Source organism: Psychrobacter sp. JB385 (genome assembly GCF_900163785.1).
GTDB lineage: Bacteria > Pseudomonadota > Gammaproteobacteria > Pseudomonadales > Moraxellaceae > Psychrobacter.
Window position 1 is genome coordinate 98,182 of the sequence record NZ_FUKN01000013.1, and the last position, 23,742, is coordinate 121,923.

The window sequence follows — 23,742 nt, forward strand, 5'->3', positions numbered from 1 at the left end:
CATAGTTTTGTCTGTCGTAAGATGAACTAAGCAAATATCTGCAAGTTTTTCTTATCACGTCTCAAAAATACCTGTAATATACATAAAAGTTGTCTTGACTCAGTTGAGTGATATGAACAACCGTCCTTCCAAAACCATCTCTATACTTATCTGGCGCTCTGTCATAAAAGCCATCATCTTTGCGGTGCTGGCGGGCTTTTTGTTTTCTTTTATTTATGGTTTATTGCAACACTATAAAGAGAAGCGCCATAACATCCAGCAGTTTGCTAATTTATTAACCATAAGCGCTTCAACAGCTGATAGCGCAGATATTGTGGCGCAGCAAGTAACGTTTTTGTTAGAAAGCGAGCCTAGTATCAAAAGCATTTTATTTTATTCAACGCCGCAGCCAATTGATGAGCTTAATCAGTCCAATGGCGATTGGAAAAATGCTTTATTTGCAGACACAGTCAGTTTTAACTATCCAGTGATTAGTAACTACATCAGTAGTGATAGACCGTCTCGAGCAGTAGACACCAATCAGCAATCAAGTGCGGCTTTATCAAATCGAGGTGTTCCATCAGACGACGATAACAGCGCCTTAGTGGGTTACATCAACATCACGTTAGATGTCGATAAAATGCGCTTATATTGGTTTCAAGATATCATACCATATTGGCTGATCACTACCATTCTTACTGTGCTAGGTGCCTTTTATATTCTGCGTAAACTCAATTGGCCCATTAGAGACATAGAGACACTGACGAATGCCTGTGACGTGGTTTTGAAGACCTCAGATCTGAAACAGCTCCCAACCATTTCTCAACAATTTGATTTTCAAGAATTACTAAAGATTAAGCAGACGTTTATTAAATTATTCAGTCGCTTACAAAAGTCGCAACAAGAGTATGAGGAGATTGCGGTTTTTGAGCAGCAACTTCATAAAAAAGACATCTCTCTCGATGTACAGCTACATAACTTTCAGAGCATGATCACACATGAGTTAAAGACGTCACTGAATGCCATTGTAGGCGGCTTACAACTGTTAGACCATGAGACTCTAAATATAGAGCAAAAAGATGCTGTCCAAATCATTAGAAATGGTAGCGACAAACTGGTGCTATCACTTGACCATATTATTCAATTGAATCAAATACAAAGAGGCCAGATGAATGTCACTTTTAGTGAGTTCAAACCTCTACAGTTGCTGGCAGATTTGTTGGCAACGTTTGAGCCCATTGCACAAAAAAGAGGGCTCAAGTTAATCAGTCATATTCATCATATAGACTATAACTTAGAAGGTGACGCGGAGAAAATCCAACAGATATTAGCCATCCTCCTTAGTAATGCGATCAAGTTTACGCCAGCAGGACAAGTGACCATCACCTCACAGCTGACCCATTTTGATAAGAGTAATCGTTGGCAAATTAGCGTCAAAGACACAGGTATTGGCATCGACAGTAATTATATTGATGATATTTTTAATCCATTTTTTCAAGTCGATTCTTCAAAGACTCGTCAATATGAAGGGTCAGGGGTGGGCTTACCAGTCGTCAAGCAAATGGCACAGCTGATGGACGCTACAATAGAAGTAGAGAGTACACTTGGGGTCGGTACAGAGTTTGTGTTAACTGTCGCGATGCCCAGTCAAAGTCAGTCCAGGCAGAAGCATTTTTTGGCTAAAAAGACCATTATTTATTATTACTCTCATGAGATTGGCTCTTTAGGTAAAGAATTAGAGCATTTAGGAGCTACGGTTATTTATCACCAGCAAGAAGAGCTGGTACTAGAGGATATGAATGTAGGAAAAGTCGATATGGTTATGTTTGCAGAGGGCGTTGCGCCAAGTAAAGCTGAGTGGCTAGCAAAGAGAATCCGTCGATCTGAACATGAGCATCGTGCATTATTGATATATTGGTATCCTCAGCATCAAGCAAGACAATTGGATAATTTCGAGCGCTTCTTAAAAGCAGCGGGCGTCGATTATTGCCAAAGCTCGACTTATAAAGATAAAGCATTGAGCGACTTGCTTAAGCGCTGGTTGGTATGAACATAAAAAAGACGCCTCTATAGTGGGCGTCTTTTTTATAAAATAAACATTTTTATCAAACAAATAATGAACCAGATAGCTTTTGATTAAATCAGCAGTCGCTTAAAGCAGATTTTTTATCCAACGTACGACGTGCTCCCACGTGCGGCTCATAAAACCTGATTGTTCGATATCACTCGTCGCTACGATAGGCACTGAAGCCACTGCTTTGCCATCGATAACCGCCATCATCTTACCAATTTCTTGACCTTTTTTGATGGGTGCTTCTAAGCTTTCAGGAATATCGACCACCGTCGTGATTTTATTCTTTTGCGTTTTGGTGGTTAGAACCTGTAAATTGTCACCAGTTGCCAATTCTATTTCGTTCGCTTCACCAAACCATACTGGGATTTTGCTAACAAATTGTCCGGCAGGCGCTTTGGTGACCGTTGTAAAATGGCCGAAACCCCAATTAAGCAGCTCACGTGACTGATCGGCACGAGCTTGTTGGCTCTTTGTACCCATAATGACAGAAATGAGACGCATACCGTCACGTTTACTTGAGGCAGCCAGACAATAGCCAGCAGCATCTGTATGTCCTGTTTTCAAACCATCAACCGTAGAGTCAGTGGCTAATAAGGCATTACGGTTACCTTGCGTGATGCCATTATAGGTGAATTCTTTTTCAGAATAAATGTTGTAGTATTCACCACTATTTTTGATGATGGCACGAGAAAGCTTTGCCAAATCTAAGGCAGATGCTTCGTGACCCTCATCAGGCATACCTGTCGAATTGACAAAATGCGAGTTGGTCATACCGATTTTTTCTGCTTGCTCATTCATTAAGATAGCAAATGAGGCTTCGCTACCAGCGATATGCTCTGCCATCGCTTTTGAAGCATCATTACCAGATTGAATGATGATGCCGCGTAGCATATCGATGACACTCGCCGTTTTATTGACAGGTACATACATACAAGATTGACTGCTACTACCGCGGCACCAAGCATTTTTGCTCATTAATACTTGATCGTCTTCTTTGAGATCACCTGATGCTAAGCGTTGCTCAATGATATAACTGGTCATCATTTTTGTTAAAGACGCTGGCGGGAGCGACTCATTGGCGTTCTTCTGTGCCAAAATCTCGCCAGTATTGAAGTCCATTAATACATAAGCGGTATTATCCATCTCTGGTGGCTGAATGGCTGCGTTTGCCATTACTGCGCTCATAGAGATACTTACACCAACTACCAGTTGTATGAACTGGTTTTTTACACGCTTTACTGTCATATATCGTTACACCGCATCATGAAACCAAATGTATCTATCGCTTACGCACAGCATTGACGCTCAGCCATTATTTTGAACAACAAAAATCAACCATTCTGTTGCAAAGTAAATCATGAAAGAGAGTAGTGATGATTAAACGATAGACATAAAATTAACGCCTTATCTTAGCAAAATGCCAACCGATGGGGAATCAGTTAATGCAAAAAAAAGGGCCAAATTAAAAACAAAGTCCAATAGTTATCAAACGTTTACTCTTACTAGGAGTTTGTCATATTTTAATAGACCAAACCCAACAACCACAAAAAAGCCTGCTGCGTTGTCCGTTGTTGATAACGAACGTACAGCAAGCTTTTGATTCAGACAAACTCAATGAATAAGTATCAAATTTATCTGATCTAACACATTGCTCAGCGCTTAACCAATACATTACTCAGAACTTCAACAGTTATGATGCCGCTGTTTTATTATCGTTGATTCTAGCGGGCATCATTATTGAGAAGCGAGTGTTGATTCTTGTCATGATACATTCTAAGAAAACACCTTAAGAGCAATGCCATTAAGTGTTATCAAGATATATTTTGATAACACTTACTTATAACCTATGGTTACTGGTATTGAGCATCCGCTAGGTCTTCACACAATGCTTTATTCTCTTGCTTTGAGAATCCCATTGTCCAGCCACGAATACCTTGTAAGATTTGACGATAATCTTGTTGGGTCGACAGATATTGAATAGCCGCTTTAGGGTCTTCCAAAGATGGCATCAATTCATGAAGCTGTATGTTGTAAGATTTGTAAAAGCGCTGCTTTTGCTTACCATTTAACATCTGTGGACATATCTCTGAGAGCACTTGCATAACCGCAATTTCGTGTTTGGTGATGTTGATACCAGACATGTCTAATGGGATAGTTGTCGCAGGATTATTTGCGGCAAGAGAAGCTTGAGAAAACATGGCAACAGACGTTATCAGTCCTGCAAAACCGACTTTTGATGCGGTTTTTGCTATCACAGAAGCTATAGATAATATCGATTGATTTTTCATTCAGTATTACACTCACTTATCTTTATTTAATGGTCATATGTTAATGGGTAAAAAAACAAAAGTCACATAAAATATTGATTTATGTGTAGATATCTTGTGAGCCAAAGCCCTGTTTTAGCAACATGCCAGTAGCATATCTGTCTACGTTGCCTCAGTATAAAAGTAACTGTCCACATTGTTGTAGGTTATTGCCTATTGTAACGTTGAGCCTTGTCTTCTCACTGCTGTATGCACATTGCGATTATCAAAACATCACAACTCAGACCCAAAATATCAAAAGATTCTCAATGAAGACAGGGTTCGTGTAAACCGACTATTCAGGTATAATCCGCCTTAATAGAGGTTGCGAGATGATCTTGACAGGCAAATAACAGATTGGGTCATAGGATTTATGCAATTGTCTTTTCTTAGGTTTTAAGCTAATTTATGAGCAAGGTGCCTACTGTCAGCTTACCTATTTTACCTATGGATAGTAGCTGTGTTGACAGAGCGGAATACTAATTATTTATTAAAGCCAGTATCACTCTACTACGACTGCTTGCGGGTGAGATTATAACAATTTTATGATGATAAAACGCACAAGTGGACGAGCGGTCAACTATAAATATATTGAGTACAAATGAGATTTTTAATCAGTAATGATGATGGCGTGTACGCTCCGGGTTTGTTGGCATTATATCAAGCGCTGTCTACAATCGGAGAGGCCGTGGTGGTCGCGCCAATGACGGAGCACAGTGGCTGTGCTAGTGCATTGAGTATTTCAGCGCCATTACATACGCATCAGCTAGACTCAGGTTTTACGGCTGTCAATGGTTCACCTGCTGATTGTATTTATTTGGCATTGCACGAATTATATCGCGATACACCATTTGATTGTGTGATTACAGGTATCAATTCAGGAGCCAATCTTGGTCAGGATGTACTGTTTTCTGGTACGTTTGGCGCTGCATTAACCGCGCAGATTTTTGGCATACCAGCGATTGCAACGTCATTGGTGGGCGGTGGTAATAAAATGAGTCAGCAGGAAGAGACCAGTCGTTATCGAATAGCGGCCGATGAGATTGTTAAGCTACTGGTAGAAACCTCGATATTGAGTGCGTGCAAAAATTTGCCCTATCACGTATTAAACGTTAATATTCCTGATGTTAAGCATGCTGATGATATTAAAGGCCGAAAAGTAACCTCTTTGGGTCACAGGAAAATTGCACGGCCTGTACATCCTGTGATTGATCCACGGGGCCGAGATGCTTACTGGTTGTCTCTACGTAAAGACCCACTTGAAGTGCTCACGGACGAAGAAAATATGTCACTATTGCTCCAAGACAAGCTAGACCAAAAACAGCAGTCACTGGCTATACCATGGACAGATGATCAAGCAGTGGCAGCAGGTTACATCAGTTTGTCACCTGTACGTTTGCATCATACGCCAGATGCCGCTTTGGAGAGACTTTCGGCATTGGTTTTATAGAGTGGTGACAGGAGGTATGCACAGCCTTATTGATAGCGAGTGCTGAGAACAGGTACTGGCGATAAAACGATCATGGTGGTACTTACTCAATACTAAACGGTATAACAGTTAGCAAAAGCCTTTTGAGTCACATTAGGCATTTGTGAGCAACACAAAGAATAGGAAATTTTGTATGAAAAAGCTTATGGCGGGATCGCGCTTTGCAACAGCGGCATTGATTGGTACGATGACAGTGGCGACGCTTGCGATGGTGGGCTGTGCTACAAAACCTACTTACCAAGCAGCCAATCAAGCTGGACCTAAAATTATCACCAATGCCCAAGGCGTCCCCAATTATCATCGCGTACAACGTGGTGATACGGTCAGTCAGATTGCCGAGCGTTATCGCCTCAATTATCGCCAAATTGGTGCAATAAATGGTCTAGACAGTAAGTACACGATTTATAGTGGGCAGTGGCTCAAACTGTGGCAAGGCAATCAAGCAGCAACCAACAACCCTCGTAACAACAATGGCTACAACACCGCTACGCCGACTGTCTCACAACCAACTTATACCTATACGCCACCCGCCACGAGCGTGCCTACAAACAATTCATCAAGTCCTGCCTATGAGGTAACTGCGAACTCAACTTCAGGTTATCAGTATCCAAGTCGCAATCAGGTGACTCGTAACTTTGATGCTGCTGCTGGTAATATGGGTATGTGGTTTGCTGGTAATGTGGGTGATCCGGTGCTTGCCAGTCAAGCTGGCACAGTGCTTTACTCAGGTAGTGGTCTGCCAGAATATGGCAATCTCATTATGATTCGCCATAGCGACAATTATATTACCGCTTATGCTCATAACAGCCAGCTGTTGGTCAAAGAAGGGGATACGGTACAACAAGGTCAGCGTATTGCCAATATGGGCAACAGCGGACAAACCAATCAAGTAGGATTGGAATTCCAAGTACGTTTAAATGGCAATCCTATTGACCCACGTGCAGTATTAGGCCGTTAAGTTCACCCTAATATTTTGAATGGCTTGGTTGATTTTGCAGGGTATTTAAAACGGTTTGATTTTAACGTTTTTGATACGGCTGCTTTATTTGAGTCAGTTTACTTATTCACACCTGAGAATTTTTATGATTATAAAAAAGCATTATATCGCTCTTTTTCCTGCCTTAGTGATGGTCGGGTGTACGAGCCAACAGGCCATGCAAAAACAAAGCAAGCCTGTACGCCAAGGCAATGTTGAGATTACACAGACTCAAACCATTCAGGTAAAACCAACGCCGCGTCCTGTCGTTGTCAAGCCTCAGCCTGTTGCTAAGCCAAGCTACAACAGTTTTTCTGATTGGAAGTCAGATTTCTCAATGCGCGCAATCTCGTCAGGTCATGATGCTGCGACAGTGCGTCGTCTTTTAGACTCTGCTTATTTGAATCAACAAGTCATCTCGTTGGACTCAGGGCAGCCAGAATTTTCCAAAATGCCGTGGGAATATGTAGACTCTGCTGTATCAGACGGTCGCGTCGGTACAGGTAAACGAAAATTTGCTGAACAACGGGCGTTTTTGTCGCAGTTAGAATCACGATATGGCGTTAATGCAGAAATTGTCGCGGCAATCTGGGGGATGGAATCTTCTTATGGCGCGGTGACTGGAAACAGTAGCATACCAAGCTCTCTTGCAAGTCTTGCTTATGATGGTCGTCGTCAAGAGTTTGCCGAAACTCAACTGTTATCACTAGCAACCTTATTGCAGCGTGGCGATGTCTCTTGGTCACAGCTTGATGGTTCTTGGGCAGGCGGTATGGGGCAAACACAGTTCATCCCTGATACATGGCTCAAGCAGGGCGTCGATGGCGACAATGATGGACATCGTAACCCTTGGGCCACATCGGATGCATTGGCCTCTACTGCAAATTATCTTAGTAATTCAGGATGGGTTCGCGGGTTAGCACCGTTTTATGAAGTGACGGTGCCAGCCTCCTTTGATTACTCGGTGGTGGGCACTAAGCAACCAGCGGCAAGATGGGCAGCCATGGGTGTAGATACCATAGCGGATGTTTATTTGGATGCTAACACCCAAATGGAGCTGTGGCTGCCTGCTGGCAAGGATGGTCCAGTATTACTACTCAGCCCGAACTTCGATGTCATCAAGGTCTATAACAACTCTTCTAGCTATGCGTTAGGGGTTAGCTTGCTTGGTAAAGCGCTTGCTGGGCAAGGCGGACTGCGAACTGCTTGGCCGCGTTATGAGCGTCCATTATCAACGGCTCAAGTGCGCAATTTGCAGCAGCGTCTGACCAGCTCAGGGTATGACACCCAAGGCGCTGACGGTATTGTTGGCACCAACACTCGTAAAGCATTCCAGCGCTGGCAGGCTGACAACGGTCAAACCCCAGACGGTTTCATCACGCAGCGTAGTGCTTCTTCATTAGCGTCATGGTGAAGTAGATTGATAGCATGGCTGGCTGGTTATCTTTGGTTTTAACAGTCAGCATTGTCATCGAGGTCAATGGCTAGCGTAAAAATTGCTACCTTGTTAGCGACAACAAAAAAGCACCTTATTTAGGTGCTTTTTTGCTTTACTCTATAACGACTTTTACAGCATTCATTAGAATGATTCATATCGCCATCTAAAAATGTGCTCAAACTGACCAGAATAAAAGTAGATGCGTGAACGGTCATACAAACTTAGAAAAATAATTGGCCTTTTCAAACCCTAAAGACAGTATTGGCACAAGAAAATTTGGTCTGTGAATGCTACACTCTAAACAAGAGTATTTTGATAAATTGATAATGAAAATAACGACAAGAGTATACCTTTATGATTACCATGGAAGCATTACAATCTGCGATAAAGCAGCGCATAGACACTTATAATAATAATGACTTTCCATTACACGTTAGAGCGACCAATACCTACGATATATTAGACAGCGGCAATCAAATTCTAGCCAAAGATATCGTCTCACCGTTTGATGTGCCAAGACAAAATGTGTCTGCTATGGATGGTTATGCGATCAGTCAAGGTAGTGAGCTTACCAAAGACAGCTCGATTGACATCATTGGCGAATCACAGGCGGGTTGTGCGTATACCGGTCATCTCACAGCGGGGCAGGGTGTGCGCATTTTTACGGGTGCGGTTGTACCAGACAGTTGTGACACCGTGATTATGCAAGAAAACACTAACTTTGCAGAAATCAGAGATACCATCGATAAGTCACAACCTTATGCGATCACCCTTAATCATACGGCTCAGGTTGATAGCAATATTCGCAAACAGGGCGAAGAGATTGAGTCAGGAGAAGCGGTGTTATCGGCAGGCAAACGTATCAATCCTGCTGATATTAGCTTACTTGCCAACTTGGGTATCAGTGAAATCAATGTTTTTCAGCCATTAACCGTAGGTGTTTTGGCGACTGGTGATGAGCTTGTTGCTATTGGCAATGAGCTGACAAGCTTGGCGCAAATCTACAACTCCAACACCCCAACGCTTAAGAGCTTATTGTCAGATTTGCCAATCATTATTCAAGATTACGGCATCATTCCTGATGATTTGGCGCAGACGACCGCTGCTGTCAATGCAGCCATGCAGGACTGTGATGTCTTGATATCCACGGCTGGAGTATCGGTTGGCGATTATGATTTTTTGACCAATGTGATTGAAGCGCTGGGGCAAATCAATCATTATAAAGTGGCGATGAAACCAGGCAAGCCGTTTGTGTTTGGCGAATTAAATAAAGGACTGGATAAGCCTGTGCTGTATTTTGGATTGCCAGGCAATCCATTGTCTACGGTCGTTGGCGCACTACAGTTTGTCATACCAGCACTCTGGCAGATGTCAGGTGCAGGTGTGGCAGAGCAGCCTATGATACTGAATGTGAAAGCGACGCTGACCAATGATGTCAAAAAATCACCTGGGCGCAAAGACTTTCAGCGCGGGTTTTTGTCTCAAAATGAAGCAGGTCATTACCAAGTTGAGTGCTTTTCAGGCCAGCAATCACATAGAATCAAACAGCTAAGCCGTGCCAATTGTTTTGTTGTTTTGGATAAAGACAGTGGTAGTGTTTCAGCCAATAATCTAGTGACGGTACAACCTTTTCCATGGCTGCATCGCTAATTGATTGGTTGCTAATTTGCTATAAGGCGATCACTTAAAAACTGATACAGAAAAACTGAAGAAAAAGAGAAAATCAGCCTTACAATGGTAAGCTAAACGCGAATAATAAAGCAATGCTGAAAATCAGCACTGCTAATGGCAATAAAATATGAGTGATGACAGCGTCAAAACAGACAGTACCCAATGGTATTCGCCTACCTCAGTATCTATGATATCTATGACAGATACGGTTGAGCATTATCAGCCGTTGTCTATGGTTGCACCTACCGATAATACAGTTGAATCCTATCCGCCTTTGACCGATGGGTTTTCTCGTCGTTTGACTTACTTGCGCCTATCCATTACGGATTTTTGTAATTTTCGCTGTGAATATTGTTTGCCAAACGGCTATCAAGGCAAGCGTCCTGATGACGAGCTGAGTGTGCCTGAGATTGCCACATTGATACGTGGGTTTGCGCAGGTCGGCACCAAAAAGGTAAGAATCACAGGTGGTGAGCCTTCTATTCGCCGTGACATCGTTGATATTATCAAAACCGTCAAACAAACCAAAGGCATAGAAACCGTCGCGATGACGAGTAATGGTTATAAGCTTGGCAAGCATTTAGCCAGTTGGCAAGCCGCAGGATTGGATCAGCTAAACATCAGCATGGACAGTTTTGATGCGGCGACCTTTCATAAAATGACAGGTTTTAATACGTTGCCACAACTCCTTGCAGACATGGATGAGCTACTAGATACCACAGATATCAAACTTAAAATTAATAGTGTTTTGATGGCAGAAACTGCTTTTGAAAATCTATTGCAAGCCATCGATTATGTCAAAGACAGAGCGGTCACTTATCGTTTTATCGAATTTATGCAAACCAGTGATAATAGTGATTTGTTTTTTGCACAGCATGCTCAGTCTGACATTATTATCGATTATTTATTAGAGCATGGCTGGCAGCCAAATGAGCGAGGCGGTGCTGATGGGCCAGCAGTCGAATATAGCCATCCAGATTATGTTGGTCGTATTGGGATGATTGCGCCCTATGCCGCGCACTTTTGTGACACGTGCAATCGTCTAAGGGTAAGTAGTCAAGGTAAGGTGCATCTGTGTTTATTTGACCAAGGCAATTATGATATTCGCCCATATCTACAGCAGGATGATGTGACAGGATTGGTCAATACGCTGCACAGCTTTATGCCGATCAAACCTGAACATCATCACTTACATGATTCAAATAGTGGCATTATGCACAATCTATCGATCATTGGTGGTTAGGCTGCCTCAAGAGTAAGAATAACTGCCCATTTTTTATTAAAAAAAATTATCAAGGAATATCTATGAGTAAACCCGCTGCACAATTTACCCCACTGAATATCGCGGTATTGACCGTATCTGACAGTCGCACACTCGCGGAGGATACGTCGGGACAGTATTTGGCAGATAGCCTGACAGAAGCGGGACACCATTTGGCAGACCGTCAGCTGATTACGGATGATATTTATCAAATACGAGCGGTTATCAGTGGCTGGATTGCTGATCCAAACGTCCATGCAGTGATAACCACGGGCGGCACAGGATTTTTTATCAGAGACAGTATGCCAGAAGCAGTGCAAGTGCTGTTTGATAAATCTATCGATGGCTTTGGCGAAATGTTTCGTCTAATCTCAAAAGATGAGATTGGCATGTCAACCATACAGTCGCGTGCAGTGGCTGGCATGGCAAATGGCACGGGTATTTTTTGTTTGCCAGGTTCGTCTGGCGCATGCCGTACTGGTTGGACAAAAATTTTGAAAGAGCAATTTGATAGTCGCACTCGTCCTTGCAATTTTGTACCGCACTTCATGGCACAAAATCCTAGCCACGATCATGACAGCCATGATCACGACTGAACCTTCAAACGCTCAAGATAATTTGGCAGGTGTGGTTATTTTGGCTGGTGGCGCGTCTCGGCGGATGGGCACAGCAAAAGCGACGCTGACGCTACCAACCGATGAGCCGCTGCTCAATTATCACGTTCGTCATGCACTGACTCTACGGGTGCCTGTACTGATTGCAGACAACGAACGTGGTTTTGAGATCGACTCAATACTAACGGAAAATGAATCACAGTCGCCTATCATTCATATTGCTGATTATAAAGTCGCTAAAAGCGAGGAGAAGAATAAAACGGGTGGGGCATTGGTTGCGATTGAATCTGCATTGCAAACGCTGATCACTCTAAATAACTTAGTGGCTTTGGAGAACAAGTCGCTATCGCAATCCTCGTGGTTGCTGGTGATCAGCTGTGACAGCTTAATACCTGCGATGGATTTGTGGCAGAATCTACAGTCCTCGCTTGCACAGGCTGAAGACAAAAAAGTCATTTGCTTAGCAAATGACGAGCATTTATATCCACTATTGGGTGTTTACCGAGTCGGTATTGAGCCTGATTTAAAGGCCTACATCGATAGTGGTGAGCGTAGAGTCATGTCATTTATTAATCCCGTTGTTCAAACGGTGCAATTTTTGAAACAGTGGCAGCCTTTAACCAATTTTAATACACCCGCAGAGTTTATACAGGCCTGCGCGGCTTTGAGCGATTTAAATACAGCGTTATCAAGAGAAATATAAATGAATATGGACAGTCAAAAGAACCATCACCAAGAAGCTAGCCATCAGGAAGTCAGGCAATCAGCTTTATCGCATTTAGACAGTGATGGTGACATCACCATGGTTGATGTCAGTGGTAAAACTGCCACGACGCGAGAGGCGACTGCGATCGGGCAAGTTCGCTTTCCTAGTGAGATATATCAGCAAATAAAAGCAGCTGATGGTATGACCAAAAAAGGAAGCATCACTCAAACCGCGCACATTGCGGGAATTATGGCTGCTAAACGTACGCATGATTTGATTCCCCTTTGTCATCCATTGCCACTCGATAAGATTGGCCTAAGTTTTGAATACGATGACGCGCTTGATAGCATCATGGTCAGCGGTGTGGTCAAAGTCACGCATAAGACAGGGGTTGAGATGGAAGCGTTGACAGCTGTTAGTGTTGCCTGCTTGACCATTTATGATATGACAAAAGCGTTATCACATGACATCGTGATCGATAACGTTCGCCTTATCAATAAAACAGGTGGTAAGTCAGACTATAAGCATGCTTAGAGCTGCAAAGCTTGAGAAAAAACATGGTCGTTTGATTGATTAAACGTATGAAGAGTATCAAGCTGGATATAGTTTGTTTAATATAAAAGAGATGCGATGAGCATGGTGCTCTGCTGGTGTAAATTTTCCTCGCTTGCTGTGCGCTTCGCGTGCCAGAGGCATCGAAAAATTCATACCAGCCTCACTGTATTATTTTTAAAGTGAATCGACTATAGATATTTAGAAGGGAAGGGTTTATGAGTAATACTGCCGTGGTAACCATTGCTGATGCGACAATGGATATTAACGTTCTATATTTCGCGAGCCTAGCGGATGAAGCCAATTGCCAACAAGAAACGGTCACTGTACAGCAATCGACGTCACTGATTGAATTGTATGAGCAGCTTTGCCAAAAGCATCGCTTTAGTCGTCCGCAGTCAGAGCTACGAGTGGCCATCAATGATTATTTTGCAAAATGGACAGACGCTATCGCTGATGGGGACAGCGTGGTATTTATCACACCTGTCGCTGGCGGCTAGTTTTTAACAAAATGTATTCCAGCAGCACTGTATCCGTTTTAAAAAATTAATCGACTATAAAAATAAAAAATAGAGATAATCAATGACAGATAATGTCCACAGTCATTCCATGACTATTAAGCGTAGCGTTGATGAAGTTTATAAACTGGCTGAGCGTGATGGTTTTGCCTTGTTAGACACCGCCATTAATGAAGACCGACTGAAAAATACCCTAGACGATGACAGTTGTGGGGCGTTTGTCTGCTTTGAAGGTCGAGTACGCAATCACAATAATGCCACAAGCGTTGAGCGTTTGACGTACTATGGTTATGAAGATTTGGCACTCAATCAAGGCCGTGCGATCATAGAAGAGGCCAAAAAGCGGTTTGAGATTACGCACGCTATTGCCATCCACCGTATCGGTGCTCTAGAGATTGGTGATGTGGCCGTCTGGGTTGGCGTGGTATCGGCGCATCGTTATCCAGCATTTGATGCGTGCCGCTGGATATTGGATACCATCAAGGCAGATATCCCCGTTTGGAAGCAAGAGTATTATGAGAACGACGCTTCTAAATGGCTCAGTAACAATGGCTAAGCAATCGCGGCTAAGCAGATCAAGCACAAAAGCAGATATGAGCTACAATTGCTGCTTGCGGCGGCTATTTAGTTAATCGATGTATCTGGCACGATGTATTTTCTAAAACCATTCTTTATCCGTGATAACACCCCTACCAATGAGACGAGCAGTGACAGTATGATAGATTCGTCGCTTATGTCAGACATGCTGAGTCCATTTTGGGTCAGCATTAAGCTTGCTAGTATCACCACCTTATGTTTATTAGTGTTTGCGACGCCTGTGGCGTATTGGCTGGCGAAACCCAGCCGTAAACAAAGCATGGCACGCTTTAAAGTTTTAATCATGGGCATCATCGCTATGCCGCTTGTCTTGCCACCCACCGTTATTGGTTTTTATTTGTTATTGCTACTCAGTCCTAGTATGGGAGTGGGTAAGTGGCTTGCTACTTATCATATTGGCTCTTTTATCTTCACCTTTGAAGGTCTAGTCATCGGCTCCATTGTCTACTCATTGCCTTTTTACATCCAGCCTGTATATGCCCAGTTTTTGCGCATTCCGCGCAACGTTATGGACGTGGCGCATCTGCTTGAACCCAGCGCGCTGAAGCGTTTTATCAGAGTGGTTTTGCCACAAGCGCGCACAGGTATTGTGCTTGGGAGCTTGATTAGCTTTGCTCATACGATTGGTGAGTTTGGTGTGGTGTTGATGATCGGCGGCAGTATCTCAGGGGAGACCAAAGTGGTATCGATTGCGATATATGAGCAAGTCGAGGCGCTTAATTATGAGGCCGCGCACATGATGTCAGGTATTCTGATTATTATTGGAATCATTATGGTGGTCTTGATTGCAAGTGTGAGCCGTATGAATCAGCGTTCGTTAAGATAACGTGATGAGAAATGGGAGTCGCAATTCTTTTATGTTAGACGTTATTAAGACAATTATTTTTATCATATCACGTCGTAAAGATAGCAAATTATCAAGGCTTTGGTATATGAAGCTTATAGCCCACACCAATTTCAGTTAAAAAATAATTTGGCCTAGAGGGGTTGTCTTCAAGTTTTTGCCGTAAGTTGGACATAAATATCCGCACATAGTGCTCTTGGTGATTGTGACCCTTGCCCCATACTTCTGTCAGTAGCTGCTGATGTGTCATGACTTTTTCAGCATTTTTGATCAATACCGTCAGTAGCCGATATTCGATCGGGGTGAGATGAATGTTGTCACCATTTTTACTGACTTGTCTTTGCGCCAAATCAATATTGACGTTGCCGAGTGTCAACTCAACTGGGGTCTCATATCCTACTTGCCAGCGCCGCATGTGAGCGTTTACTCTAGCGATCAACTCACCCATGCTAAAGGGTTTTACCAAATAATCATCTGCGCCCAGATTTAACGCTTTGATTTTATCTTGCTCATCACTGCGCGCCGACAATACCAAAATAGGGAGCGATGACCAAGTTCGAATGTCTAAGATCACATCGCAACCATCTGCATCCGGTAAACCCAAATCTAAGATAAGTAAATCGGGGCGTCGAGAGGCTGCTTCTATCAACCCTCTATTTGAGCTGTCTGCTGTAAAGACTTGATAGCCTTCTTGCTCCATGGCAGATTTTATAAATCGGGTAATATGAGCTTCGTCTTCGATAATTAGAATGGTTTTCATAGTGCCTTATTTTCTGAATGTATTGTCATCTCTGACGCGCCGAGTACAAACTTTTCATCAAACATATCTTGTTCTGATAACGGTTCCCACGGTAGCACTATAACAAATTGTGCGCCGTGCGGCTGGATATTGTGTGCGCTTAGCGTGCCGCCTAAATGTTTAACCAAATCTCGACTCAATGCCAGACCCAATCCCAGTCCTGTGGTACTACTTTCCGTATCGCCGCGCGTGAAGCGTTCAAATATTTTTTCCTCCATCCCTATCGGCAAACCTTGGCCACTGTCTGTTACCGTTATTTGATAGTGGGGCAGGTTTTGGTTATGTGGAGGGCTTTGGTGACGTTGCGAGTTTTGGTTTCTTTGAATATATGATGGTTCATCGAGTGTGGCTTGAATTTCAATAGTCGCACTATCTGGGGTGTAGTTAATCGCATTGGTCAATAGATTGTTTAAAATCCGCGACAAAATAAGCTCATCCGTATAGATAAAATCTACCGCATGAGGAATGTCTATTTTAATCTGTCGATTTTGTAGATAAGGGTCAAGCTGGCGGATATTGCTACCGATGATTTCCTCCAAACTGACCCACTGCTTGTTTAGTTTCATCCCGCCAGACTGGAGTGCCACATAATCTAAAATATTGATAACCAAACGCTGAATCACACGAGCTTGTTGTTCGATGTCGATTGCCAACTGCTTTTGTTCATCGAGTTCTAAAGGTTGGGTGGCAAGCGAGGTGGCAAGTCCTGACAGTACGGTAATGGGCGTACGAATATCATGAGATAAGGCTGATAGTAGTGAGCCACGCAGGCGCTCTGATTCCACTCTAATAAGAGCGTTTTGAGCAACTTTTGCGTAATGCACGCGCTCTAATGCGAGCGTAATTTGCGCGAGCGCCACATCAAGCGTTCGCTGCTGCTCGGGCTGATTAAAATTATCGTTATCTGTCGGTTTCAGTGCCAATACTGCCAGCACACGACTAGAGGTTGTAAGCGCTCGATAATGCATAGCGTTGGCAGGTAGGGTATTGGTTGCCAGACCTGCGCTTTCGTTGTGATCGAACACCCACTGCGCTACCGTCCAATTAAAATCCGCTGGCGCGTTTGGCTCACAAACAAGAAGCAGCTTACCATCGGCATTTGGCATCACCATGAGAGCTGTGCTCGCGATATGCGTGTTCAGCCATACAATTGACTGACTGATGATTTCGTCATTTTTGCGCGCAGCACTTAAATTTTGCGCCAAGTGACTCATCGAGATGGCTTGTTGCTCACGTTTGCGTGCATTTTGCGCCTGAAAGCGTAAGCCTACGGCTAGGTTATTAATGATTAAAGAGACAATGAGCATGACGGCAAAGGTGACAAGATACTGCACATCGCTCACGCTAAAAGAAAGCTTGGGTTCCACAAAAAATAAATCAAAACTTAGCACACTCAAAAGCGCGGCAAATATTCCTGGGGCGCGGCCAAAGCGCACGGAGATAAACACGATAACTAATAAATAGAGCATCACCACATTGGCCAAATCAAACCAACGCGTCAGGGCGACTAGGCTAACGGTGACAAGCGTACAGCCCAACATCGCTATCAGATAGCCCGTACGATTGTCTGTAGAAGATAAGTCGGAGAGGTTCCAAAAAGGGGGTTGGCGCTCGGCTGTCAGCTTATTTTTCTGTTTGGTTTGATTGACCAGTATCAAGTCTAAATTCAAATCTTGCTCTGAGATTTGCTTAACCAATGAGCCGTTAAAATAAGAAGCACCTTGGTTTTGTCCGATAATAATACGTCCAATATTAAATTGATGCGCATAACTGACCAAGCCCTCAGCCACGGTAATGGCACTGATAATCTCTGTCTTTGCGCCCAATTCATCTGCTAAGCGTAGGGCATTTAATACGTTTTGTTTATTTTTGGCGCGTTTATAAGGGCTTCTAGGCGTCTCCACATAAATAACATACCACTGAGAATGTAAGCTGCTGGCAAGTCTTGCAGCATGACGGATAAGGCGTTCGCTATGCTCGCGAGTACTGATGCCGACCAAGAGCTGATCTGCCGTATTCCAAATAGAAGATATGCGAGATTGATTGCGATAATCGCGCATATCAGCATCGACCAGATCCGCCGTTCGACGTAAGGCAAGCTCACGAAGGGCGATTAGATTGCCTTTTCTAAAGAAGTTTTTTATGGCGTGTTTTGCTTGGCTGGGAATGTAGACCTTGCCTTCATGCAGTCGTGCTAGTAGCTCATCGGCTGGCAAGTCGACCAATACCACTTCGTTTGCTTGATCAAAGAACCAGTCGGGGATGGTTTCTTGTACCACGACGCCTGTGATTTGATTCACCACATCGTTTAGGCTCTCTAAATGTTGGACATTAACCGTGGTATAAACACTGATACCCGCTTTTAAGAGCTCATTGACATCATGCCAACGTTTTGGGTGCCGAGATCCTGGCACATTGCTATGGGCCAGCTCATCCACCAACAAGATATCAGGAGCACGCGCCAACGCCTCATCAATGTCGAACTCTAATAAGGTTTGCGCCCGATACTCAATCTGATGTAATGGCAGTATTGGTAGTCCCTTTAGCAGCGCCGCTGTCTCACTACGGCCATGCGTTTCTACGATACCGACTAAGACATCGAGTCCATGCGCTTGATCTCTTTGAGCGGCCGAGAGCATATCGTAAGTTTTTCCCACGCCTGCCGAAGATCCAAAGAAGATTTTTAGTTTGCCTCTACTCAGCGTGTCTTCTTGCTGCTTTATTTGCTGCAATAAATCTTCTGGATTGGGTCGCTGATCACTCATGTCTATGTTCGTCATTAAGGCACTCACTTATCATGGCGCTCGTCTATTATGGTACTCACTTATTATGGCGCTCATTTATTATCGCACCTACTTATCACTGTGCGCACTGCTTGTTGCTTAGTGTAAATCAATTGACACGAGACATCTCATCTAATGCTAAGTTGACAGCCAATACGTTCACGCGAGGCTCGCCCAGCCAATGAAGCTGGCGACCTTCTGTATGAGCATCAATCATTTTTTGTACTTGCTCGCTACTGATGCCTCGTATGCGTGCCACTCTATTTACTTGCCACTCGGCAGCAGCAGGGGAGATATGTGGATCTAATCCACTACCTGACATGGTGACCAAGTCAAGAGGAATGGGCGTGGTGTTTTGTGGATCGGCTGCTTTAAGTTTTTGTACTTGCGTCTCTACATTGGTGACCAACTCAGGGTTTAGTGGACCTAAGTTGCTGCCCGATGATTGCGCTGCATCGTAGCCATCTCCAGCGGCTGATGGGCGAGTCCACAGGTATTCTGGTTGATCAAATGTCTGGCCAATGAGCGTAGAGCCAACCAAGCTGCCGTTTTGCTCTATCATGCTGCCGTTGGCTTTGTTCGGCATGGTTACTTGCGCGACGCCTGTCATTAATAAGGGATAGCATAAACCTAAAGTGATGGCTAAGACGATAAATAACGACAATGCGGGTTTGAGCATGGGCATGCGAGTGGCCGTCTGATCAAGTTTTGCGCTTTCGTTGTCTTTACCATTGTCATTATCGTTAATATGTGAGTGTTCAGCGTTCATAGGAGAAGCAGGTTGCGTCGCGTTACTAGAAGGCATGGGATAGTTAGGTTGCATAGTCGTTATCATCCGTATTGTGGTTATACCAAGTGCAGTGCGTTAATAATAAGGTCAATCAGTTTGATGCCGACGAAGGGTAAAAGTAGCCCGCCCAAGCCGTATATCATTAAGTTGCGACGTAATAGATTGATGGCAGAATCAGGTCTATAAGTGACGCCGCGCAGCGCTAAGGGAATAAGAAACACAATAATTAACGCGTTAAAAATAATGGCGGACAAAATGGCGCTTTTGGGACTGCCCAACTGCATAATGTCGAGCACCCCAAGCGCTGGGTAGGTACTGGCAAAGGCGGCTGGGATAATCGCAAAATACTTGGCGATATCGTTTGCAAGACTGAACGTCGTCAAAGCACCGCGAGTCATCAACATCTGCTTACCCGTTTGTACCACTTCAATGAGCTTGGTCGGATTTGAGTCCAAATCAACCATGTTGGCCGCTTCTTTGGCGGCTTGAGTCCCGCTGTTCATAGCGACAGCCACGTCGGCTTGAGCCAAAGCAGGCGCGTCATTGGTACCATCGCCAGTCATAGCGACCAGTTTGCCTTGACGTTGATAACTGCGTATTCTCTCCAGTTTTTGTTCTGGCGTGGCTTCTGCCATAAAGTCATCCACGCCCGCTTCAGCGGCAATAGCGGCAGCAGTTAGGGGATTGTCACCAGTGATCATAACGGTGGTAATACCCATCTTACGCAGTTCAGCAAAGCGCTCTTTTATGCCCGATTTGACCACGTCTTTTAGCTCTATGATGCCAAGTAGCTGTCCGCTGTCGGCCACAAGCAGTGGCGTACTACCGCGGCGAGCGACTTCTGCGACTTGTTGATCTAGATTATTGGGCAGCTTGCCGCCTTGGGCTTCAACCCACTTTATGATTGCATCAAAAGCGCCTTTACGAATATGGCGACCATCAATATCTGTGCCACTCATACGCGTTTGTGCGGTAAATTCAATCGTGTCAAACGAACGCGCTTTCCATACCTTATCGTCGATATCAAAACGACTTTGCGCAAGCTTGACGATACTTCGGCCTTCTGGCGTCTCATCGGTTAAAGAGCTGATGAGAGCTACCTCGGCAAGCTGGCTTTCTGTTACGCCTTGGGCAGGAACAAATAGCGCCGCTTGGCGATTGCCATAAGTGATGGTGCCCGTTTTGTCGAGTAGTAAGACGTCAACATCACCTGCCGCTTCTACCGCGCGTCCAGAAGTCGCGATGACGTTGGCTTGCATCATGCGGCTCATACCGGCAACGCCAATGGCTGATAATAAACCGCCAATGGTGGTCGGTATCAAACATACCAATAATGCCACCAATACTACGATAGATATCGGCTCGCCATTGCCTGAAGACAGCACGGCAAATTGTGAAAAAGGCAATAACGTGACACACACCATCAAAAAGATCAGGGTCAATGCGACTAATAAAATGGTCAAGGCGATCTCATTGGGTGTCTTGGTACGTTTTGCCCCTTCTACCAACGAAATCATACGATCCAAAAACCCTTGTCCTGGGGCTTGCGTGATACGAATCATGAGCCAATCGGACAATACTTTGGTGCCGCCCGTCACCGCATTAAAATCACCACCACTTTCACGAATGACAGGGGCTGACTCGCCCGTGATCGCCGATTCGTCTACTGAGGCTAGGCCTTCTATGACCTCGCCATCAGCAGGAATGATTTCGCCTGCATTGACCAACACGATGTCATCTTGATTTAGCGCCGTCGCTTGAATCATCGTTGAAGTTGAGCGTCTATCAGCATTCGTCAGTTTGCGAGCTTGGACATCTTGGCGTGCCTGTTTAAGGCTGGCGGCTTGGGCTTTACTGCGACCTTCTGCCAAGGCCTCAGCGAAGTTTGCAAACAACAGCGTAAACCACAGCCAAAAAGTAATGGCTAGCGTAAAACCAACACCTGATTGGGACTGAGTCAGCATGGTGATGGCCAAAATGCTGGTCAGCAATGAGCCGATATAAACCACGAACATCACGGGATTGCGCCATTGGACTCTTGGATCAAGTTTAAGTAACGCGGCTTTTAACGCTGGCTTGATCAAAGCAGGATCAAGTAGTCCTTGTGTAGGTTTTTTGGGCGCGCCTGACTGATTGGGATCTTGTTGTGACTGCAAATGGGGGGACTGCTCGTTAGGATCTGATATAACCTTCATGTTGGTATTCCTCACATAATCATAAAAATGGGTCGATTCATTGTTGGGGTATAGAGTCAATCTGTAGTCAATCCAAAACAAAAGTGGTACATATCGTCATCCAGTTCTACTGGATGCAATTTTTCTCACTGGCTGTTCGCAAGCGTGACAGAGGCTTCGAAAAATGCACCCCAGCAGAACGGTACTTTTTTTAAAATGGATCAGTAAAATGATGAATAAGATGACTCAGTGCTAGCCGATATAAAACGGCTAGCCTCCCAGCATCCAAATCTGCTCTATGATGGGCCCAAGTGCTAAAGCTGGGACAAAGGTTAAGGCGCCAATCATAAGGACAGTGCCGACCAAAAGCCCAACAAACAACGGCGTGGTGGTGGGTAGGGTCCCGCTATTAACTTCGAGTCTAGGCTTTTGCACCAACGAGCCTGCCAGAGCCAATACAGGAATAATCACACCAAAGCGTCCAACCAACATAGAAAGACCAAGCATCAAGTTATAAAACAAGGAGTTCGCGCCTAAGCCGGCAAACGCGGAGCCGTTATTATTGGCAGCTGAGCTAAAGGCATAGAGCACTTCACTAAAACCATGAGCACTTGGGTTAAAAATACCTGCTTGACCAGAAGGCGTCATCACGCTGATTGCAGTGCCGAGCAATACCATAAGGGGCGCAGCTAATAGTGCCAATACCACCATTTTCATCTCAAAAGGTTCGATTTTTTTACCAAGATATTCAGGCGTACGGCCAATCATAAGGCCTGAGACAAACACTGCTAAAATAGCGAAGAGCAACATACCGTAAAGACCTGCACCCACACCGCCGAACACGACTTCACCCAATTGCATCTGTAGCATGGTGCTAAGACCACCGAGCGGCGTGAATGAATCGTGCATTGCGTTTACTGCCCCGCATGACGCTGCCGTCGTGATAGTGGCAAACAGCGATGAGGCCACAATACCGAAGCGTATCTCTTTGCCTTCCATGTTGCCGCTCACACTGGCATCGGTAAGGCCGGAAACTTGTGCCGCTAGCCAAGGATTACCAGCAAGCTCACTACTCACCGTCAATGAATACATGCCCACGAACAAGACAGTCATCGCGCCCAAAATCGCCAAGCCTTGCTTTAGGTTGCCACTTATTTTGCCAAGACAAAAACAAAGCGCGGTTGGAATCAAAAAGATAGCCAACATTTGAATAAAGTTAGAAAGCGGCGTGGGGTTCTCAAACGGGTGAGCGGAGTTGGTATTAAAGAATCCGCCGCCATTGGTGCCCAGCATTTTGATGGCTTCTTGTGAGGCAACAGGGCCCAAAGCGATGGTCTGCGTGTCGCCTTGTAAGGTTTGTACATCCATATACGTCGATAGCGTTTGGATAACGCCTTGACTCATCAACAGCACAGCGATGATTGCAGCAATGGGCAGTAGGATATAAATATTACACCGCCATAAGTCTATCCACGCATTGCCTAGATGAGCGCTTTGCTTGAGCACCAAACCCCGCATCAACGCAAAAGCCACCACGATACCGGTAGCAGCGGACAAGAAGTTTTGTAGAGATAAGCCCATCATTTGCGTCAGATAGCTCATGCTACTCTCGCCGCCATAGGCTTGCCAGTTAGTATTGGTCATGAAACTGATGGCGGTATTCATTGCCAAGTCCCACGTAACACCTGTCATGTTGGCTGGGTTGAGCGGTAAGCGTCCTTGCGCCAATTGCAAAACAAACAACGCCAAAAATCCAATAACGTTAAACAGAACAATGGCTAACGCATATTGTTTCCAATTCATACCAAAAGCACGATTGCCCTTATTGTCTTGACCGATCATACCAAGCACGCTAAAGAGGCGCGACTCAAGGGCAGAGACAGGTGCTTGCATACGCTTTAGCATGTAGCCTGATAGGAAGTATCCCAAAACAAACAAAATAAGCAGGTATATAACCAGCTGTGATAAGGCATACATTGTCATTAGAATGCCTCCGGCTTAACCAAAACATACAGCAAATAGAGAAATAAGCCGAAGGCAAGAAGTCCTGCAAAAACGTCCATAACACGCTCCAAAAGTAATAATGAAGGTCCGCTATGAGTCGTTGGTCAGTAGTAAATATGGGGTATAAATGGAGGGCTTAGCACGACGTTCACGAGTAGGATGTGAGG

Annotated in this window: 20 protein-coding genes; 12 read left to right on the forward strand and 8 right to left on the reverse strand. The window is 44.5% G+C overall.

Translation table 11 applies throughout. The annotated features are described in order from the left end of the window. Positions 1–112 precede the first annotated feature (112 nt). Positions 113–2,029 (forward strand): HAMP domain-containing sensor histidine kinase, encoded by a 1,917-nt coding sequence (locus CZ794_RS07735; RefSeq protein ID WP_087041056.1) that lies wholly within the window; start codon positions 113–115, stop codon positions 2,027–2,029. 102 nt (positions 2,030–2,131) lie between these two features. On the opposite strand, the gene CZ794_RS07740 is transcribed toward CZ794_RS07735, so the two are convergent. Further along, positions 2,132–3,298, reverse strand: coding sequence for a D-alanyl-D-alanine carboxypeptidase family protein (locus CZ794_RS07740; protein ID WP_087041057.1), 1,167 nt, complete (start codon positions 3,296–3,298; stop codon positions 2,132–2,134). Positions 3,299–3,903: 605 nt separating this feature from the next. Beyond that, on the reverse strand, positions 3,904–4,341 hold the full coding sequence (locus CZ794_RS07745; protein WP_087041058.1) for an MCR_0457 family protein: 438 nt from the start codon (positions 4,339–4,341) through the stop codon (positions 3,904–3,906). 619 nt (positions 4,342–4,960) lie between these two features. On the opposite strand from CZ794_RS07745, the gene surE reads away from it, so the two are divergent. From surE to modB, 11 genes are all read left to right on the forward strand, one after another. Beyond that, positions 4,961–5,809, forward strand: coding sequence for a 5'/3'-nucleotidase SurE (surE, locus tag CZ794_RS07750; protein WP_087041059.1), 849 nt, complete (start codon positions 4,961–4,963; stop codon positions 5,807–5,809). Positions 5,810–5,981: 172 nt separating this feature from the next. Beyond that, complete coding sequence (locus CZ794_RS07755; protein WP_087041060.1) at positions 5,982–6,806, forward strand: peptidoglycan DD-metalloendopeptidase family protein; 825 nt, start codon at positions 5,982–5,984, stop codon at positions 6,804–6,806. Between the two features lie 124 nt (positions 6,807–6,930). After that, entirely contained in the window at positions 6,931–8,238 is a 1,308-nt protein-coding gene (locus tag CZ794_RS07760) for a lytic murein transglycosylase (protein ID WP_087041061.1), read from the forward strand. Positions 8,239–8,616: 378 nt separating this feature from the next. Next, positions 8,617–9,912 (forward strand): gephyrin-like molybdotransferase Glp, encoded by a 1,296-nt coding sequence (glp, locus tag CZ794_RS07765; RefSeq protein WP_087041062.1) that lies wholly within the window; start codon positions 8,617–8,619, stop codon positions 9,910–9,912. A gap of 217 nt (positions 9,913–10,129) precedes the next feature. Further along, a complete protein-coding gene (moaA, locus tag CZ794_RS07770) occupies positions 10,130–11,176 on the forward strand; it encodes a GTP 3',8-cyclase MoaA (RefSeq protein WP_373407912.1) in 1,047 nt (348 codons plus the stop codon). Positions 11,177–11,238: 62 nt separating this feature from the next. Then, the gene (moaB, locus tag CZ794_RS07775) at positions 11,239–11,790 is read left to right on the forward strand and encodes a molybdenum cofactor biosynthesis protein B (RefSeq protein ID WP_087041063.1); all 552 of its coding nucleotides are present in this window, start codon (positions 11,239–11,241) and stop codon (positions 11,788–11,790) included. Further along, a complete protein-coding gene (locus CZ794_RS07780) occupies positions 11,768–12,511 on the forward strand; it encodes a molybdenum cofactor guanylyltransferase (RefSeq protein WP_087041064.1) in 744 nt (247 codons plus the stop codon). The genes moaB and CZ794_RS07780 overlap by 23 nt, the downstream gene beginning before the upstream one ends. A gap of 6 nt (positions 12,512–12,517) precedes the next feature. Next, entirely contained in the window at positions 12,518–13,048 is a 531-nt protein-coding gene (gene moaC, locus CZ794_RS07785) for a cyclic pyranopterin monophosphate synthase MoaC (protein WP_087041645.1), read from the forward strand. Positions 13,049–13,284: 236 nt separating this feature from the next. After that, complete coding sequence (locus tag CZ794_RS07790; RefSeq protein ID WP_087041065.1) at positions 13,285–13,566, forward strand: MoaD/ThiS family protein; 282 nt, start codon at positions 13,285–13,287, stop codon at positions 13,564–13,566. Positions 13,567–13,648: 82 nt separating this feature from the next. Then, complete coding sequence (locus CZ794_RS07795; protein WP_087041066.1) at positions 13,649–14,140, forward strand: molybdenum cofactor biosynthesis protein MoaE; 492 nt, start codon at positions 13,649–13,651, stop codon at positions 14,138–14,140. 159 nt (positions 14,141–14,299) lie between these two features. Beyond that, entirely contained in the window at positions 14,300–15,007 is a 708-nt protein-coding gene (gene modB, locus CZ794_RS07800) for a molybdate ABC transporter permease subunit (RefSeq protein ID WP_087041646.1), read from the forward strand. 91 nt (positions 15,008–15,098) lie between these two features. On the opposite strand, the gene CZ794_RS07805 is transcribed toward modB, so the two are convergent. The 6 genes from CZ794_RS07805 to kdpF form a co-directional block, all read right to left on the reverse strand. Then, the gene (locus CZ794_RS07805; RefSeq protein WP_087041067.1) at positions 15,099–15,785 is read right to left on the reverse strand and encodes a response regulator; all 687 of its coding nucleotides are present in this window, start codon (positions 15,783–15,785) and stop codon (positions 15,099–15,101) included. Further along, positions 15,782–18,604: a DUF4118 domain-containing protein gene (locus CZ794_RS07810; RefSeq protein ID WP_256958916.1), complete on the reverse strand. Its 2,823-nt coding sequence runs from the start codon at positions 18,602–18,604 to the stop codon at positions 15,782–15,784. Before CZ794_RS07810 ends, CZ794_RS07805 begins: the two co-directional genes overlap by 4 nt. A 112-nt stretch (positions 18,605–18,716) precedes the next feature. Further along, positions 18,717–19,430 (reverse strand): potassium-transporting ATPase subunit KdpC, encoded by a 714-nt coding sequence (kdpC, locus tag CZ794_RS07815; protein ID WP_256958917.1) that lies wholly within the window; start codon positions 19,428–19,430, stop codon positions 18,717–18,719. Positions 19,431–19,453: 23 nt separating this feature from the next. Next, positions 19,454–21,592 carry a potassium-transporting ATPase subunit KdpB gene (kdpB, locus tag CZ794_RS07820; RefSeq protein WP_256958918.1) on the reverse strand — a complete coding sequence of 713 codons (2,139 nt, stop codon included), beginning with the start codon at positions 21,590–21,592 and terminating at the stop codon, positions 19,454–19,456. Between the two features lie 249 nt (positions 21,593–21,841). Next, positions 21,842–23,554, reverse strand: a complete 1,713-nt coding sequence (kdpA, locus tag CZ794_RS07825) for a potassium-transporting ATPase subunit KdpA (RefSeq protein ID WP_087041069.1) — start codon at positions 23,552–23,554, stop codon at positions 21,842–21,844. Then, positions 23,554–23,634 (reverse strand): K(+)-transporting ATPase subunit F, encoded by an 81-nt coding sequence (gene kdpF, locus CZ794_RS14285; protein WP_087041070.1) that lies wholly within the window; start codon positions 23,632–23,634, stop codon positions 23,554–23,556. The genes kdpA and kdpF overlap by 1 nt, the downstream gene beginning before the upstream one ends. Positions 23,635–23,742 lie beyond the last annotated feature (108 nt).